The 15,208-nt window shown below is 73.9% G+C and carries 16 protein-coding genes; 9 read left to right on the top strand and 7 right to left on the bottom strand.

Annotated elements, in window-relative coordinates; all coding sequences use genetic code 11:
- Positions 1-26: 26 nt before the first annotated feature.
- From ACFWVV_RS25675 to ACFWVV_RS25660, 4 genes are all read left to right on the top strand, one after another.
- The gene (locus tag ACFWVV_RS25675; protein ID WP_384357582.1) at positions 27-722 is read left to right on the top strand and encodes a DUF1365 domain-containing protein; all 696 of its coding nucleotides are present in this window, start codon (positions 27-29) and stop codon (positions 720-722) included.
- Positions 719-2,041, top strand: coding sequence for a class I SAM-dependent methyltransferase (locus ACFWVV_RS25670; protein ID WP_384357533.1), 1,323 nt, complete (start codon positions 719-721; stop codon positions 2,039-2,041). The genes ACFWVV_RS25675 and ACFWVV_RS25670 overlap by 4 nt, the downstream gene beginning before the upstream one ends.
- The gene (locus ACFWVV_RS25665; protein ID WP_384357535.1) at positions 2,038-2,850 is read left to right on the top strand and encodes a DUF1295 domain-containing protein; all 813 of its coding nucleotides are present in this window, start codon (positions 2,038-2,040) and stop codon (positions 2,848-2,850) included. Before ACFWVV_RS25670 ends, ACFWVV_RS25665 begins: the two co-directional genes overlap by 4 nt.
- A gap of 176 nt (positions 2,851-3,026) precedes the next feature.
- The gene (locus tag ACFWVV_RS25660) at positions 3,027-3,665 is read left to right on the top strand and encodes a M15 family metallopeptidase (protein WP_384357537.1); all 639 of its coding nucleotides are present in this window, start codon (positions 3,027-3,029) and stop codon (positions 3,663-3,665) included.
- 162 nt (positions 3,666-3,827) lie between these two features.
- On the opposite strand, the gene ACFWVV_RS25655 is transcribed toward ACFWVV_RS25660, so the two are convergent.
- The 4 genes from ACFWVV_RS25655 to ACFWVV_RS25640 all read right to left on the bottom strand — a co-directional run bounded on the left by ACFWVV_RS25655 (position 3,828) and on the right by ACFWVV_RS25640 (position 7,719).
- Entirely contained in the window at positions 3,828-5,246 is a 1,419-nt protein-coding gene (locus ACFWVV_RS25655; protein ID WP_384357539.1) for a cryptochrome/photolyase family protein, read from the bottom strand.
- Positions 5,243-6,001, bottom strand: a complete 759-nt coding sequence (locus ACFWVV_RS25650; RefSeq protein ID WP_384357541.1) for an anti-sigma factor domain-containing protein — start codon at positions 5,999-6,001, stop codon at positions 5,243-5,245. The genes ACFWVV_RS25655 and ACFWVV_RS25650 overlap by 4 nt, the downstream gene beginning before the upstream one ends.
- The gene (locus tag ACFWVV_RS25645) at positions 5,998-6,582 is read right to left on the bottom strand and encodes a sigma-70 family RNA polymerase sigma factor (protein ID WP_384357543.1); all 585 of its coding nucleotides are present in this window, start codon (positions 6,580-6,582) and stop codon (positions 5,998-6,000) included. Before ACFWVV_RS25645 ends, ACFWVV_RS25650 begins: the two co-directional genes overlap by 4 nt.
- Positions 6,583-6,762: 180 nt before the next feature.
- Positions 6,763-7,719, bottom strand: a complete 957-nt coding sequence (locus ACFWVV_RS25640) for a hypothetical protein (RefSeq protein WP_384357545.1) — start codon at positions 7,717-7,719, stop codon at positions 6,763-6,765.
- A 160-nt stretch (positions 7,720-7,879) separates the two neighbouring features.
- Here ACFWVV_RS25640 and ACFWVV_RS25635 point away from each other — a divergent pair, with 160 nt between their 5' ends.
- The gene (locus ACFWVV_RS25635; RefSeq protein ID WP_384357547.1) at positions 7,880-8,476 is read left to right on the top strand and encodes a MerR family transcriptional regulator; all 597 of its coding nucleotides are present in this window, start codon (positions 7,880-7,882) and stop codon (positions 8,474-8,476) included.
- A gap of 350 nt (positions 8,477-8,826) precedes the next feature.
- On the opposite strand, the gene ACFWVV_RS25630 is transcribed toward ACFWVV_RS25635, so the two are convergent.
- Together ACFWVV_RS25630 and ACFWVV_RS25625 are read right to left on the bottom strand one after the other, a co-directional pair.
- Positions 8,827-9,672, bottom strand: coding sequence for a siderophore-interacting protein (locus tag ACFWVV_RS25630; protein WP_384357549.1), 846 nt, complete (start codon positions 9,670-9,672; stop codon positions 8,827-8,829).
- 51 nt (positions 9,673-9,723) lie between these two features.
- Positions 9,724-10,629, bottom strand: coding sequence for a 5'-3' exonuclease H3TH domain-containing protein (locus ACFWVV_RS25625; protein ID WP_384357584.1), 906 nt, complete (start codon positions 10,627-10,629; stop codon positions 9,724-9,726).
- Between the two features lie 255 nt (positions 10,630-10,884).
- Here ACFWVV_RS25625 and ACFWVV_RS25620 point away from each other — a divergent pair, with 255 nt between their 5' ends.
- A complete protein-coding gene (locus ACFWVV_RS25620) occupies positions 10,885-11,463 on the top strand; it encodes a helix-turn-helix domain-containing protein (RefSeq protein WP_384357551.1) in 579 nt (192 codons plus the stop codon).
- 169 nt (positions 11,464-11,632) lie between these two features.
- Positions 11,633-12,358 carry a helical backbone metal receptor gene (locus ACFWVV_RS25615; protein ID WP_384357553.1) on the top strand — a complete coding sequence of 242 codons (726 nt, stop codon included), beginning with the start codon at positions 11,633-11,635 and terminating at the stop codon, positions 12,356-12,358.
- Here the strand turns inward: ACFWVV_RS25615 and ACFWVV_RS25610 are convergent.
- Complete coding sequence (locus ACFWVV_RS25610) at positions 12,318-13,439, bottom strand: C4-dicarboxylate ABC transporter (protein ID WP_384357555.1); 1,122 nt, start codon at positions 13,437-13,439, stop codon at positions 12,318-12,320. The two genes, ACFWVV_RS25615 and ACFWVV_RS25610, sit on opposite strands and share 41 nt — an antisense overlap.
- 286 nt (positions 13,440-13,725) lie before the next feature.
- Here ACFWVV_RS25610 and ACFWVV_RS25605 point away from each other — a divergent pair, with 286 nt between their 5' ends.
- Together ACFWVV_RS25605 and ACFWVV_RS25600 are read left to right on the top strand one after the other, a co-directional pair.
- Entirely contained in the window at positions 13,726-14,592 is an 867-nt protein-coding gene (locus tag ACFWVV_RS25605; protein WP_384357586.1) for a LysR family transcriptional regulator, read from the top strand.
- An 84-nt stretch (positions 14,593-14,676) separates the two neighbouring features.
- Positions 14,677-15,150 carry a hypothetical protein gene (locus ACFWVV_RS25600; protein WP_384357557.1) on the top strand — a complete coding sequence of 158 codons (474 nt, stop codon included), beginning with the start codon at positions 14,677-14,679 and terminating at the stop codon, positions 15,148-15,150.
- The last annotated feature ends 58 nt before the right edge of the window (positions 15,151-15,208 follow it).

The following is a 15,208-nucleotide window of genomic DNA, read 5'->3' as shown; positions in this document are numbered from 1 at the left end:
CCCTCTACCTCTGCACCGTCGCCCACGTGCGGACCACCCCCCGCCGCCACACCCTCAAGCACCGCACCTACCTGTGGTACGTCGATCTGGACCGGCTGCCCCGGCTGCCGCGCCCCCTGCGTCCGCTCGCCCGGTTCGACGCCCGCGACCACTTCGGGGGCACCGGGCCCGGCATCCGAAGCGGGCTGGAGAAGTTCCTCGCCGCGCGCGGCATCGACCTCCGGGGCGGCCACGTCACGATGCTCGCGCACGCCAGGGCCCTCGGGTACGTCTTCAATCCGCTCAGCCTCTTCTGGTGCCACGGCCCCGACGGGGCACTGCGCTGCATCGTCGCCGAGGTCCACAACACCTACGGCGAACGGCACTGCTACCTGCTGACTCCCGGCCAGGAGGGCGCCCAACCGGCCGAGGTGGCAAAGGAGTTCTACGTATCGCCGTTCTTCCCCGTGGACGGGCACTACCGGATGACGCTGCCCGAGCCCGGGGCGCGACTGGAGCTGAGCATCCGCCTCGACCGCCCGGGCGCCGGCCCGTTCACGGCGACCGTACGAGGGGCTCGAAGGCCCGCCACCACGGCCGGGCTGCTCCGGGCCGCGGTGCGCCATCCCCTGTCCACTCTGGCGGTCTCCGCCGCGATCCGGCTGCACGGCGTCCTGCTGTACCTGCGCGGACTGCCCGTACAGAAACGCCCCTGCCCTCACCCCCAGGAGGGTGTCGAATGACCGTGTCCCTGCCTCCGGCCTCCCGCCCCCCGCACCCCCGGTCCCCGGCCACGGCACCGGGCCGGCCCGCGACGGCTCCCTACGCCGGACCCCTCCCCGTGGACCGGAACCGCTGGCCGGACGTGGCGCGGCTGCCGGACGCGTCCCCGGCACGCACCGCGGTCGCCCGGCTGATCGTCCGCCGGGCGCTCGCCCGGCTGCCGCTGACCGTGAAGTGGGGCGACGGCTCCACGCTCGGGCTCGGCGGCCCGGTCATGCGGGTGCACGCGCCCGGCGCCTTCCACCGACGGATCGGGGCGGGCGGCCTGATCGGTTTCGGCGAGTCGTACATGGCGGGGGAGTGGACGGCGGACGACCTCGTCGGCGTACTGACCGTCCTTGCCGAGCATGCGGCGACCCTGGTGCCGCAGCCCTTGCAGCGACTGCGCGGGATCTGGGCGCCCCGGCATCCCGCCGCCGCACGCAACACCCCCGAAGGCTCCCGCGACAACATCAGCCACCACTACGACCTCTCCAACGACCTCTTCGCCCTCTTCCTCGACGACACCCTCAGCTACTCCTCCGCCGTCTTCCGCTCCTTCCCCGCCACCGCGGAACTGCTGCCCGCCGCCCAGCACCGCAAGATCGACCGGCTTCTCGACCTGGCCGGGGTCGGCGAGGGCAGCGAGGTGCTCGAAATCGGCACCGGCTGGGGCGAACTGGCCATCCGGGCCGCCCGCAGGGGAGCCCGGGTGACCAGTGCGACACTCTCGAGAGAACAGCGGGAACTTGCGCTGCGCCGCGTCGCCGATGCGGGCCTCACCGACCGGGTGAGTGTCCTGCTGCGGGACTACCGGCAGCTGACCGGCACCTACGACGCGGTGGTCAGCGTGGAGATGATCGAGGCCGTCGGCGAGGAGTTCTGGCCGGAGTACTTCGCCGCTCTGGAGCGGCTGCTCGCTCCCGGCGGGCGGATCGCCCTGCAGGCCATCACGCTGCCGCACGACCGGATGCTGGCCGCCAAGGACACGTACACCTGGATCCAGAAGTACATCTTCCCCGGCGGCCTCATCCCCTCCGCCGAGGCCCTGCAACAGACCGCCGCCGCGCACACCGGGCTGCGGGTGGCCCGCTCGGAGGGCTTCGGCGCGCACTACGCGGAGACGCTGCGGCTGTGGCGGGAACGCTTCGACGCGCGCGGCGCCGAGGTGGACGCGCTCGGTTTTGACGCGGTGTTCCGCCGGATGTGGTCGTTCTACCTGGCCTATTCGGAGGCGGGCTTCCGCTCCGGCTATCTGGATGTACGGCAGCTGCTGCTGACGGAAGGCGGCGTCCGGTGAACGGATTCCCGTGGGCCGACTGGGCCCTCAACCTCGCCTGGGCGGCAGGTGCCGCGCTCGCCGTCATGCTGGTCACCTTCGCCCTCGCCGTCCGGCGCGGGGTCCACCGGGTGGTCGACGTCGCGTGGGGCGTCGCCTTCGCGGCCGTGGCCGTCGTCTCCTACGCGGTCTCGACGGGGTCCGGGGACGACGGCCGGCGGCTGCTGGTCACCGTGCTGACCTGCGTGTGGGGGCTGCGTCTGGCGGTGCACATCGGCCGGCGCGGACGCGGGCACGGGGAGGACCCCCGGTACGAGGCGATGCTCGCCAAGGCGCCGGGCGGCCGCAGGAACCTGTACGCGTTTCGGATGGTGTACCTGCTCCAGGGGGCGCTGGTGTGGCTGGTGTCGCTGCCGGTGCAGATGGCCATGTACGAGCCCGCCCAGCTGGGGTGGGTCGCCTGGGCGGGATGTGCGCTGTGGGGTGTGGGGCTGTTCTTCGAGGCCGTGGGTGACCGGCAGCTGGCCCGGTTCAGGACGGACCCGCGCCACCAGGGGATGATCATGGACCGGGGCCTGTGGAGCCTCACCCGCCATCCGAACTACTTCGGGGACTTCTGCGTCTGGTGGGGCATCTTCCTTGCCGCCGCCGGCAGTGTCCCGGTGGCCGCGGCGAGTGTGGCCGGGCCGCTGGTGATGAGCTATCTGCTGATCTTCGGGAGCGGGAAGCGGCTGCTGGAGCGGAGGATGGCGGACCGGCCCGGGTTTACGGCGTACGCGGCACGGACGAACGGGTTCTTTCCGTGGCCGCCGAGGAAGGGTCGAGGGTAGCGGGGGTCTGCGCCCGCCCTTCCGAGGAAGGGCGGGCGGTAACGGGGGACTGCGCCCGCCCTGTCGCCCACGTATCCAGAAATCGAAACGTCCGGACAACACCCCTCCCGCTGCACTGAGAGCAGTGGCCCGGCCCCTGTCGCGGGGCCGCGGCGCGGACTCCGGGAGGAAGACACATGCGTGAAGCGAAGCGGTCCCGCACCTGGTGGGCCGCCGGAGGTCTCGCGATGGCGGGCGCGGTGGGCGTGGCCTCGGCGGCGGTGCTCGCGGACGACCCCGGCAGGTACCCGGCGGCAAGGGTGACGACGGCCCCGGAGTTCCCGCAGCCGGGCAAACCCTCCCCGCAGGGCGGCGGGAAGAACGCGGACGGCGCGGCGGACGCGGGCGACGGGGCGATACCGGCCGCTCGCACGCTGACCCCGTTCGACACCGGGCACTCCGCGCTCAGGAACCTCGACCCCGCCCTGCTCAAGGCCGTGCAGCGGGCGGCCACCGATGCCAAGCGGGCAGGCATCGACCTCTACGTCACCGCGGGCTGGCGCAGCAAGGACTACCAGCAAGAACTGCTCGACCGGGCCGTCGACAGGTACGGCAGCCTGGAACGGGCGCGGCAGTTCGTGCAGACCCCGGAGAAGTCCGAACACCCCCGGGGCAGGGCCGTCGACATCGGCCCCGCAAACGCGGACGACTGGCTGATCCGCAAGGGAGCGGCCTACGGACTGTGCCAGGTGTACGCCAACGAGAGGTGGCACTTCGAGCTGCTCACCGCACCCGGCGGGACGTGCCCGGCGCTGAAACGCGACGCGAGCGGGTGAGGGCCGGCCCTCCGCCCCGGGGCCGGCCCTCCGCGCGTCACCGGCCCGGGTGGGCGGAACCCGGCCCCGTGCGTCGCCGGGCCCGGGCGGGGTTGAGTCCGGCCCCGCGCGTCGCCGGGCCCTGGTGGGCGGGAGTCCGGCCCCGCGCGTCGCCGGCCTCGCTCACTCCCGCGCCCGCTCGAACCGGGCCCGGGCCTCGGCCAGGTCCACGATCGGCTCCGGATAGTCGAAGCGGGCCCGCTCAGGCCCCTCCAGGTGCCACGGCTGGTGCACCGCCGAGCCCGCCAGGTCCGCCAGCTCCGGCACCCACCGCCGCACGTAGTCCCCGTGCGGGTCGAACCGCTTGGCCTGGGCGAGAGGGTTGAGGATCCGGTTCGGCCGGGTGTCGGTGCCGGTGCCCGCGGCCCACTGCCAGTTCAGCTGGTTGTTCGCGAGGTCCCCGTCGACCAGCAGGGACAGGAAGTGGCGGGCGCCGACCCGCCAGTCCACGTACAGCGTCTTCGTCAGGAAGCTCGCCACCAGGAGCCGCCCCCGGTTGTGCATCCACCCCTCGTGCGCGAGCTGCCGCATCGCTGCGTCCACCACGGGAAAGCCGGTCAGCCCCGCCTTCCAGGCCGCGATCTCCCGCTCGTCCGCACGCCAGCGGTCGTGCCGCTCACGGTAGTTGGTCCAGGAGACGGCGGGGCGTGCCGCCAGCACCTGGTGGTGGAAGTCCCGCCACGCCAGCTGCCGGACGAACGCCTCCGCCCCCGCACCGCCCTTCCGCCGCGCCCGGTGCACCGCCTCCACCGGCGACAGGCAGCCGAAATGGAAGTACGGCGAGAGCCGGGAGGTGGCATCGCCCGCCAGCTCGTCGTGCCGGTCCTCGTACGCCTGGATGCCCGAAGTGCCCTGCGTGAGCCAGGAGCTGAAGCGCTCCCTGGCCACCCGTTCGCCACCGGCCGGCAGCCCCGGCGAGACGTCGGACACCTTCTCGCGCGAGGGCAGCGGATCGCTCGCGACCCACTCCGGCACCCGCACCGCCCTCGGCGCCGGCAGCACGGCGCGCGTGCCCGCCGCCGCCCACTTGCGGTGGTACGGGGTGAACACGGCGAAGTGGTCCCTGCCGGAGCCGGACGGGGTCTCCGCGCCGGGCGGCAGCACGGTGATCACCGCGTCGTGCACCGCCAGCTCACAGCCGTGGGCGGCCAGCGCCGTACGCAACCGCTGCTCGCGCCCGAGCGCGTACCCGCTGACCCCGCCCGCCACATGCACCACGCGGGCATCGGTGTCGGCCACCAACCGGGCGGTCTCCCTGACGACCTCGCCGGTACGGACCACCAGCCGGCCGCCCCGGTCGCGCAATTGCGCGTCCAGTGAGGCGAGGGCGTCGGCGAGGAACGCCCGTCGGTTCGGTACGGCGAAGCCGCTCGCGCTCACCCCGTCGTCCTGCACGAACAGCGGCACCACCTCCCGGGCGTCGCGCAGGGCGGCCCGCAGCACCGGCTGGTCGTGGACCCGCAGGTCCGAGGTGAAGAGGACGACGGCGATGCGGGACGCACCCGCCGCGCCCGCCGCGCCCGCCGCGTCCACCGCGCTCATGCGGGGAAGTCCATCAGCGCGACGGGGTCCGACGTCGGGGCGGGGGAGCCGCCGACCGGTTCGACGGTGATGCCCATGCCGGACGCGCTGCCCACCGGGCCGTCCATCAGCACCGAGTCCGCGCGCGCGGCCGGGTTCAGCAGACCCGCCGCACGCATGGTGCCGCCGTCGTTGAACCACAGCTGGTACACCTTCCCCGCAGGTGGCTTCGGCAGCCCGGAGGCGACGAACGCCGCCCGGTCGCGGCTGCGCGAGAGGACCACCGCCGCCTTCGCCCCGTCGGCGACCTTGCCGGTGGTGACCTGTGCGTCCGGTGCCGCCAGCACCGCGGCCAGCGCCTCGTCCCGCTGCTGCGCGGCCTGCGCCTGCTGCGAAACCCGCTGCTGTGCGTCCTCGGCCACCTGGTGCTGCCACACCGCGATTCCGCCGGATCCGGCGGCGGCGACCAGGCAGGCCGCCAGCGCGAAGCGGGTCGCCGTCCGGCCGAAGCGGGCCCGCGCCCGGCCCTGACGTACCGTCACCGGGCCTTCCTGCCGCTCGGTGGAGATCCGGCGGAGCACTTCGTCCTTCATCCGGCCGGGCGGTGTTTCGGTCATCGCACGGCCCAGCCGGGCCGCCGTGGAGGCCAGCTCGCCCACCTCCTGGGCGCAGGACGGGCAGTCCACGAGGTGCCGCTCGAAGGCGGCCCTCTCGTCGTCGGGCAGCGCGTGCAGGGCGTACGCCCCGGTCAGCATGTGCAGTTCGGTGGTGCTCATGTGCTTACCCCCAGGCAGTCGCGCATCCGGATCAGTCCGTCGCGCATCCGGGTCTTGACCGTCCCCAGGGGCACCGACAGGAGCTCGGCGACCTCACGGTAGGCGAGGCCCCGGTAGTACGCGAGGGTCACCGACTGACGCTGCAGTTCGGTGAGGGTGCGCAGGCAGCGGCGCACCTGCTCGCGCTCCAGCCGCGCCTCCACCTGCTCGGTGACCTCGTCGTACGCCGGTGTGCGGTCGAGAAGCGCGGCCCGCTGCTCCCGGTCGGTCGACGCCTGGGCGGAACGCACCCGGTCCACCGCCCGCCGGTGCGCCAGCGTCAGCACCCAGGTCATCCCGCTGCCCCGGGCCGGCTGGAAGCGGGCGGCGGTGCGCCACACCTCCACGAGTACCTCCTGGGCGACCTCCTCGGACTGCGCGGGGTCGCGCAGCACGCTGCGGATCAGACCCAGGACCGGACCGCTGACCAGGTCGTACACCCGGCTGAAGGCATCCTGGTCCCCCCGGGCGACGCGGCTGATGAGCTCTTGAAGGTCGGGCCCCGACGGGGCCGCTCCACTGAGCTGGACGGCTTCTTTCACGCGGGTGGTTCCTTCTCTCTCACTGCGCGGACACTGACTCCCACAGGGCATTCGGAGCCGGTGCGCACCCGGATTGGTCAGCCTGCCCCACCTCGGGCGTGCGAGCGGGCAGGGCCCGCCGGGCGGGGCGCGGCGGACCGCCGGACGGCCCGGGGGAATGCGGGCCGACGGGGGCGGGGATCATGCCGCGAGCTCCTTGTCCTGCTGCTCGCGCCTGCTCACGGGACCCGGTCGCAGGGCGAGCAGGGTCGCGGCCACCGCCGCCACGGCCAGGGCGCCCGCCGTCGCGAGGGTGGTGCCGTCCGGGGCGACCAGTGCCTGGCCGCGCAGTGCCTGCCAGGTGACCAGGCCGAGCAGGGCGGCGTACGACGCGGAGAAGACCGCGGTCAGCCGCAGCCGTACGCGGGGGTCGGCGAGGCGGGCGAACCGGGGAGCCAGGGCGAGCAGCAACAGGGCCACCAACGGCAGCAGTTGCAGCGAGTGCATGCCGACGAAGTGCGGTATCCGCAGGTCGCCGCCGGTGGTCGCCCATCCGGTCACGGCCATCGAGGGGCCGCCGTCAGCGACCCCCACGCCGTGGGCGCCGGTGGTGTCGGTGAGGCCGGCTTCCAGCTGAGCGGCGGTCGGCCGCACCATCAGGAACCCGATGCCGGTCCCGGCGAGGGCGAGCACGGACCCGGCCTTCACCGCGAGAGAGGTGGCCCCGTCGAGGATCCGGGTGCGGAGCAACAGCAGGGCGACCGCCAGGCTGCCGAGCCAGATGATCACCACCGTGGTGCCCATCAGGGCGAACAGCGAGGCGTCCCAAGGGGTTTCGGTGTTGAAGTGGCTGCGCTTGCCGCGGGCCGCCTGGCCCACGATGAGCACCATCTCCGCCAGGCTCGCCACCGCGACCACCGTCCCGGCCCACCAGCCGGCCCTGACTCGCCTGCCCGCGGGCAGCAGAGACAGCATCCAGGCCAGCGACAGTCCGTACGCGGTGAACGACACCGAGAACTTGAAGGGCTTGAACCACACCGGGGAGTGATTGACCAGCCTCTCGTCGAGCACCAGGCCGAGCCCGGTGGCGAAGGATAAGAGGACCATCAGTGCCGAGAAGACGACCAGCGGCCGGTGCCAGGTGCGCCAGGTGTGCATGGGAGTACCCCCGTTGATCCATATGGATAGCGGCACTCACCGCTATCGGATAGGGGAACTATCCATGGAATGATGGGGGCTGGCAAGAGGGATTTTCGGAACGGCGAAAGGCGAACGCGCGGTGCGCATAGGGGAATTGAGTCGCAGAACCGGAGTCCCGGTGCCGACGATCAAGTACTACGTCCGCGAAGGGCTGCTCCCGGCGGGGGAGTTGACCAGCCCCAACCAGGCGAGTTACGCGCCCTCGCACGAGCGGCGGCTGCGACTGATCCGTGCGCTGCTCGGGGCCGGCGGGCTGCCACTGGCGCGGATCAAGGAGGTGCTGGCGGTGGTGGACGACACCTCGGCGCCGGTGCACAAGCTGCTCGGGGAGGTCGCGGAGACGGTCGCCGCGCCCCGGGTGCCGACAGCGGGCGAGGCCGGAGAGCCCTCGGAGCGGGCGCGTCGGCGGGTGGCGGAACTGGTCGCGCGGCGCGGGTGGCACGTCACTGAGGGCCACCCGGACGGCGACGCGCTCGCTCGCACGCTCACGGAGGCGGAGCGGCTGGGCCACGAGGAGTTCGCGGGCACGCTGGAGGCGTACGCCGACGCCGCGGAGCGGGTCGCCGAGGCGGACCTGGCGTACGTGCTGGGCCGGGGGGAGGTCGACGACGTGCTGGAGAGCGTGGTGGTGGGCATGGTGCTGGGCGATGCCGTGTTCGGCTCGCTGCGCAGGCTCGCGCAGGCGGAGGAGTCCCGGCGGGTGTACAAGGAGTAGCGGATGCCGCAGGGCCGCGGGCAGCCGGGCCGGGGGTGCCGGAGCGCTGGGCCGCCGGGTCCGGGCAGCCGGGGTGCCGGTGGGCGACCGCGCGGCCGGCCCCGTCCGTACTGCGGACGGGGCCGGCCGCGGGCGGGCCCGGGGCCGGAGCGCCAGGAGGCGGCACCCGCGGCCGGAGGTCGGGCGGGAGTGCCCGTGGAGGGCGGCCTCGATCCCGGGGGCAGGGCAGGAGTGGGCGTGGGGGGGGGCGGGCCCCAGGCCCCGAGGTCAGGCGGGAACGACCGTGGGGGGCAGCACCGGGGCCGGGCGCAGGCGGGAGCTGCCGGCTGGGAGCGGCCCGATTCCTGCGCTCAGGCCGGGGTGGACTCCTGCTCCCGCTCCACCTGCTCGTTCCACTCGCGCTTGACCGCGCGCCACGCGTCGTCGTCCTGGCCCAGGCGCCAGTAGCCGGAAATGGAGAGTCGCTCGCGCGGGACCTCGCGGTCGATCCGCAGGTGACGGCGCAGCTCCTTCACGAAGCCCGCCTCGCCGTGGACGAAGGCATGCACGTCACCGGAGGGGAAGGCCAGCTCGCGCACCGCCGCGACCAGTTGCTCGCCGACCGGACGCCCGCCGCGGTGCAGCCAGGTGACCGAGACGCCGTCCGGGACGACGATCTTCTGCTCCTCCGCGGCGTCGGGCACCTCGATGAAGGCGTGTGCGACCGCGCCCGCGGGCAACCGCTCAAGGGCGACCGCGATCGCGGGCAGCGCGCTCTCGTCACCGACCAGCAGGTGCCAGTCGGCGGCCGGGTCCGGGGCGTAACCGCCGCCGGGGCCGAGGAACCTGACCGTTTCGCCGGGCCGCACCCGCGCCGCCCACGGCCCCGCCAGGCCCTCGTCCCCGTGCACGACGAAGTCGATGGCCAGCTCGCGGGCCTCGCCGTCCCAGCTCCGTACCGTGTACGTCCGGTTGACCGGCCACTGCTCCGCGGGGAACTCCTCGCGGATGCGGGCCATGTCGAAGGGCTCGGGGTAGGTCACCCCGGGGGCCGGGAAGAGCACCTTGACGTAGTGGTCGGTGAACTCGTCGGCGCCGAGGCCCGCGAGGGCCTCCCCGCCGAGGACGACGCGCACCATGTGCGGAGTGATCCGCTCGGTGCGCACCACGGTCGCCTCGTGGGCTCGCGGTGCCTTGCGGGCGGGTCGTTCTGCCACAGTGCTCTCCCCAGGTACGGCTGTTTGCTTAGGCTTACCTAAGCTAACAGCTCAATGGGCGAGCACGGCGAGCAGACGCTGCAAAGAGCCTCCCAGACCCCACCGCTCGGCAAGGGCCTCCAAGGCCGCCGGATCGCGCGGCGCGCAGGGAAGGGCCGGGTCGAAGGCGGGCAGCGGTACGTCGCTCGCCACCCGCACCACCTTCGGCGCCACCGCGATGTACGGCCGTGCCTCGTCGAGACGCTTGCGCTGGGACGGGGTGAGCTTTGCCCGGGGGTCGTCGACGGCGGCCATGATGCCCGCCAGGTCCCCGTACGCGTCGAGCAGCTTGGCGGCGGTCTTCTCGCCGATGCCGGGGACGCCCGGCAGGCCGTCGCTCGGGTCGCCGCGGAGCAGGGCCAGGTCCACGTAACCGGGCCCGTCCACGCCGTACCGCTCGCGCAGCCAGGCCTCGTCGGTGACCTGGAGCGTGCCCACGCCCTTGAGCGGATAGAGGATGCGGCGCTCACGGGCGTCGTCGACCAGCTGGAACAGGTCGCGGTCCCCTGTGACGACGTCGACCGGTCCCTTCGCCAGGCCGGTGAGGGTGCCGATGACGTCGTCGGCCTCGTACCCGTCGGCACCGACCCGGGCGATGCCGAGCGCGGCGAGGACCTCCTCGATCACCGGGACCTGCGGGGACAGGGTGTCCGGGGTGTCCTCGGTGTCCGGGGCGCCCTCGATCACCTCGGCCACGCGGTGCGCCTTGTACGACGGGATCAGGTCCACCCGCCACTGCGGGCGCCAGTCGTTGTCCCAGCAGGCCACCAGATCGTCCGGGCGGTGGTCCTGGACCAGCCTGGCGATGAAGTCGAGCAGGCCGCGGACGGCGTTGACCGGGGTGCCGTCGGGGGCACGGACCGAGTCGGGGACCCCGAAGTAGGCCCGGTAGTAGAGAGAGGCGGTGTCGAGGAGCATCAGGCGTCGGGTCACGCTCCCGATGATGCCGTACGGCACTGACAGCGCGGCTGTACGGCGCCGGGCGGTGCGGACCGTGCCCTGTACCGCCCGCACGTGGGTGCGGTACGGCACTCCTGCCGGTGCACGGCACGCCCGGTTCTGCGGCCCAGGTGTGACATGTGTACGAAACCGAGGCACCAAGCTGCGTAGTCTGCTGTCCGTCGGTGGAAAGAACGGGTCGGTGGAAAGAACGGTAGGGGGAGGGGAGCTGTGATGTCGAAGGAGAAGAAGGACGACAAGGAGATCCTTCGGGTCGGCACGGCGGTCCGCAGACGGCGCCGTGCCCTGGAACTCACCCTTGCCGTGGTGGCGCGGCGCAGTGGGCTGTCCGTTCCCTTCCTCAGCCAGATAGAGAACGAACGGGCCCGCCCCAGCATGCGCTCCCTCCAGCGCGTCGCCGAGGCGCTGGAGACCACCGCCGACCAGCTCCTGGCCGCCGCGGGCTCGGCACTCTCCGTCGACCTGGTCCGCGCCGACGACGACCCCGGCCTCGAACTCGGCCCGGGAGTGCGCCCGCTGGTGCGCGGCCACCACCAGCTGCACGCCCTGGAGTTCACCGGCATGCAGGACGCGGGGCGCGAGTACCAGCACCGCAACGACGAGCTGATGTACGTCGCCGAGGGCGCGCTGGAGGTCGAGGCCGAGGGCCGCGCCTACCGGCTCTCCCGGGGCGACGCACTGCACCTGTCGGGCGGGGTGCGGCACCGGTGGCGGGCCACCGAGCCGGACACGAAGATCGTGGTCGTGGCGGTCGCCGAGCACATCGACGCCGCCGACGACACGCGGAGGTGAGGGCGTGATGCGCCCGGTCGCTCCCGGCGACGGGCGCGGCCCGCAGGACCTCCGCGGCGGAGGCGGGCGGGAGCCCCGCGGCGGAGACGGGCGGAGCGCGCGTGGCGGAGACGCCTGGGCCGTGGATGGCGTGGGCGGCCGGGCGGTGCGGGGCGGAGGGGGCCGGGCGGTGCGCGTCGTCTCCCTCGTCCCCTCGCTGACCGAGGCCGTCGCGGTGAGCGTTCCCGGCGCGCTCGTCGGCGCGACCGACTGGTGCTCGCACCCGGCGGACCTCGGCGCCGGTGTCGTCCGCGTCCGGGGCACCAAGAACCCCGACATCCCTGCCGTCGTCGCGCTGCGCCCCGACCTCGTCGTCGCCAATGAGGAGGAGAACCGGGAACCGGACCTGACCGCCCTCCGGCAGGCGGGCCTCGACGTCCTGGTCACCCGGGTGCGGACGCTGGAACAGGCCTTCTCCGAGCTGGAGCGGGTCCTGCGCGCCTGTGGTGCGGACCGGAGGCCGCCCTGGCTGGCGGCCGCCCGCGCGGCCTGGGCGGACCTGCCCGGCCCCGCCACCGTGCGCCGGGCCGTGGTGCCCGTCTGGCGCAAGCCCTGGATGGTGCTCGGCAGGGACACCTTCGCCGGGGACCTGCTGCGCCGCCTCGGCGTGGAGAACGTCTACGCGTCCCACCGGGAGCGCTACCCGCGCGTGGACATCGGCGCCCTCCGCTCCTGCGGCGCCGAGCTGGTTGTCCTCCCCGACGAGCCCTACCGCTTCACCCCCGACGACGGCCCCGAAGCCTTCCCCGGCATGCCCGCCGCTCTCGTCGACGGGCGGCTGCTCACCTGGTACGGGCCCTCTCTCGCCCACGCCGCTACCGCACTGGACGCGGCGCTGCGAGCAGCACACCGCTGAGCAGGCCCCGTACCGTCCGGAAGGCGGTCACCGCCCAGGCGGTGGCCAGCAGCAGGAACAGCGCGGCCGCCAGCCAGTTCAGCGCGTCGAGACCGGTGTGCCCGGCCAGCCCCGCCGCGGCCGTCACACAGGTGCCCACCGGAAAGGTGAACCCCCACCAGGTCATCGCGAACGGCATCCCGGCCCGCGCCGCCCGCACGACCATGGCGGCCGCCAGCGCCAGCCACAGCAGCGCGAAGCCCAGCACAGGCACCCCGTAGACCACCGCGAAGGCCTGGAAGCCCTGGGCGTACACCGCGCCTGTCGCACCGGGTGCGACGTCGGCGAGCTGGTTGACGGCGGTGGTGGACTGCCCCAGCGGGCCCAGCACCAGGAACAGTGCCGGCGTCAGCGCCAGGGGCAGCGGGCCGTGCACCAGAAGCCGGGTCAGCACCAGCGGGAGCAGCAGCAGCGTGGCCAGCAGGCTCAGACCGAAGAGCGCGTAGCAGCCCAGCAGCATTGCCGCGCGGGCCTGACCCGCGGGCAGGTGGGGTATCAGCTGGGGGCCCAGCGCGGCCGAGACCATCGGCGCCACCACCGGCAGCAGCCAGACCGGCGAGGCGCTGTGCGCGCCCTCCATCCGGTGCCGGACGACCATCAGGTAGGGGATCCCGGCGGCGGCCAGCAGGGCGAGCACGGTGCCGGCGCTCCAGAGCACGGCGGCGGCCATCAGGGCCGCCCCGGCGCCGATCACGTCCGCTCCGACGGCCGTGGTGGCACCGCCGACGGCCAGTACGGCCATGGCCAGGCACCCGTAGAACGGCGCCACCGCCGGGTCCAGGAGGTGGGCCCTGGCCTGGTCGGGGTGGTGGCGCCAGTGCGCGGCCCGGGCGAGCAGCAGTACCAGCAGAGCGGCGGCGGCCAGCGCCCAGGCGCCGATCAGGGCGGTCCGCAGCACGGGGGAGTGGTACGGGAGTGCATGGCCCGCGGTGGCCAGGATCGCGGTGCCCATGACGGTCGCGTACCAGTTGGGGCCGAGGTGGCGCAGCGAGGGTACGGCTGCCCGGGCGGTGCGGGGGAGGGGTGGAGCGAGGGTGACCATGGAGCCAGCTTGCGGCGGCGGCAGGGCTCCCACCAGGGAGTACTGCCCTATGGGGACATAAGCTGGACTTATGAGCCCCGCCGCCGCTTCCGGTCCTGATGCCCCCGTCGCTCCTTCCGGTCCTGATGCCCCCTCCGGCCCCGGTGCGACGTCCGCCGCCGACCCGGCTGCCCCCTCCGGCCACTGTGTGACGTCCGCCGCCGACCCGCCCGCCCCTTCCGAACTCCTCGGCCCCTCCCTGCCGCCGCCGGGGCTGCTGTCGCACCGGGTGCCCGATCTGGCGGCCATGGAGCTGCTGCTCGCGGTGGCCCGGCTGGGGAGTCTGGGGCGGGCCGCCAGGGAGGTCGGCATATCGCAGCCCGCCGCGAGCGGGCGGATCCGGTCGATGGAACGGCAGCTGGGGGTGACGCTGGTGGAGCGGTCGCCGCGCGGATCGCGGCTGACCGAGGCGGGAGCACTGGTCACGGACTGGGCGCGGCGGATCGTGGAGGCCGCCGAGGCCTTCGACGCGGGAGTGCGGGCGCTGCGCGGGCAGCGGGACTCGCGGCTGCGGGTGGCGGCGAGCATGACGATCGCGGAGTACTTGCTGCCGGGCTGGCTGGTGGCCCTGCAGGCCGCGCGGCCGGGGACAGCGGTCTCGCTGGTCGCGGGCAACTCGGCGGCGGTCGCCCGCCAGGTGCTGGACGGCTCTGCCGACCTGGGCTTCGTGGAGGGCCTCGCGGTGCCCGACGGCCTGGACGAAGTGGTGATCGGGCACGACAGGCTGGTGGTGGTGACGGCACCCGCCCACGCCTGGGCGCGCCGTCAACGCCCCCTGGAGGCTTCCGAGTTGGCGTCGGCGGCGCTGCTCCTGCGGGAGCAGGGCTCGGGTACCCGCCAGGTGCTCGACGCGGCACTGGCGGAGTACGGCGGACTGAGCGCCCCGTTGCTGGAGTTCTCCTCCACGACGGCGGTGAAGGCGGCCGCGGTGGGTGCCGCGGGCCCGAGCGTGCTGAGCGAACTGGCGGTACGGGAGGAACTCGCGGCGGGACGGCTGGTACGGGTGCCGGTCCAGGGGGTGCGGCTGCGGAGGGAACTGAGGGCGGTGTGGCGGGTGGGCCCGGGGCCGGCCGGGCCGGGGCGTGACCTGCTGGCACTGACGAGGCGGGGCTGACGGGGCCGGCCCGCAACCGGGAGCGTGGGGACGGGTGTTCGAGTGGAGTTGTTTGGTATGCGGCCCAGCGGTTACCCGTGGGCCATGACCACACAGAATCAGAACACCAAGTCCACCGCTGCCGACAGCAAGTCCACTGCTACCGACGCGAAGTCCACCGCCGACGACGCGAAGTCCACCGCGAAGACCACCGCCTCCGGTGCCAAGAAGACCGCGAGCAGCGCCGCCGCCCCGGCCAAGGGGGCGGCCGACAAGGCCAAGGAGACCACCGGGAAGGCCGGCTCCGTCGCCCGCAGCGCCAGTGGTGCCGCCCAGACCGCGGCCGCCACCGGACTCAAGGGCGTGAACGCGGGCAAGCAGGCCCTGGGGTCCGCCTCCGGGAAGGTCGTCTCGACGGCCACCACCGCCTGGACCGTGATCAGCAACCGCAAGGCGATCGTCGCCGGGGCGGGCGCCGGTGTCGTGGCGCTGGGTGCGGTGTCCTTCGCGGCGGGCCGCAAGGTCGAGCAGGCGAGCCGGGGCCCGCTGACCAGGCTGCTGGCCGACGGAAAGCTCTGAATGGCCCTCGGGTGACCTCCGGCCGGGCGAGCACCCGACGTGCCGGGGAACCCACCCG

The organism is Streptomyces sp. NPDC058663, from assembly GCF_042716745.1.
GTDB lineage: Bacteria > Actinomycetota > Actinomycetes > Streptomycetales > Streptomycetaceae > Streptomyces.
This window is presented reverse-complemented; position numbering and strand designations above follow the sequence as displayed.

Excerpts from the sequence above, each read along its gene's own strand:
- ACFWVV_RS25670 (WP_384357533.1), top strand. The coding sequence starts at position 719 with ATGACCGTGTCCCTGCCTCCGGCCTCCCGCCCCCCGCACCCCCGGTCC.
- ACFWVV_RS25660 (WP_384357537.1), top strand. The coding sequence starts at position 3,027 with ATGCGTGAAGCGAAGCGGTCCCGCACCTGGTGGGCCGCCGGAGGTCTC.
- ACFWVV_RS25655 (WP_384357539.1), bottom strand. The coding sequence starts at position 5,246 with ATGAGCGCGGTGGACGCGGCGGGCGCGGCGGGCGCGGCGGGTGCGTCC.
- ACFWVV_RS25650 (WP_384357541.1), bottom strand. The coding sequence starts at position 6,001 with ATGAGCACCACCGAACTGCACATGCTGACCGGGGCGTACGCCCTGCAC.
- ACFWVV_RS25640 (WP_384357545.1), bottom strand. The coding sequence starts at position 7,719 with ATGCACACCTGGCGCACCTGGCACCGGCCGCTGGTCGTCTTCTCGGCA.
- ACFWVV_RS25625 (WP_384357584.1), bottom strand. The coding sequence starts at position 10,629 with ATGCTCCTCGACACCGCCTCTCTCTACTACCGGGCCTACTTCGGGGTC.
- ACFWVV_RS25620 (WP_384357551.1), top strand. The coding sequence starts at position 10,885 with ATGTCGAAGGAGAAGAAGGACGACAAGGAGATCCTTCGGGTCGGCACG.
- ACFWVV_RS25610 (WP_384357555.1), bottom strand. The coding sequence starts at position 13,439 with ATGGTCACCCTCGCTCCACCCCTCCCCCGCACCGCCCGGGCAGCCGTA.
- ACFWVV_RS25605 (WP_384357586.1), top strand. The coding sequence starts at position 13,726 with ATGGAGCTGCTGCTCGCGGTGGCCCGGCTGGGGAGTCTGGGGCGGGCC.
- ACFWVV_RS25600 (WP_384357557.1), top strand. The coding sequence starts at position 14,677 with ATGACCACACAGAATCAGAACACCAAGTCCACCGCTGCCGACAGCAAG.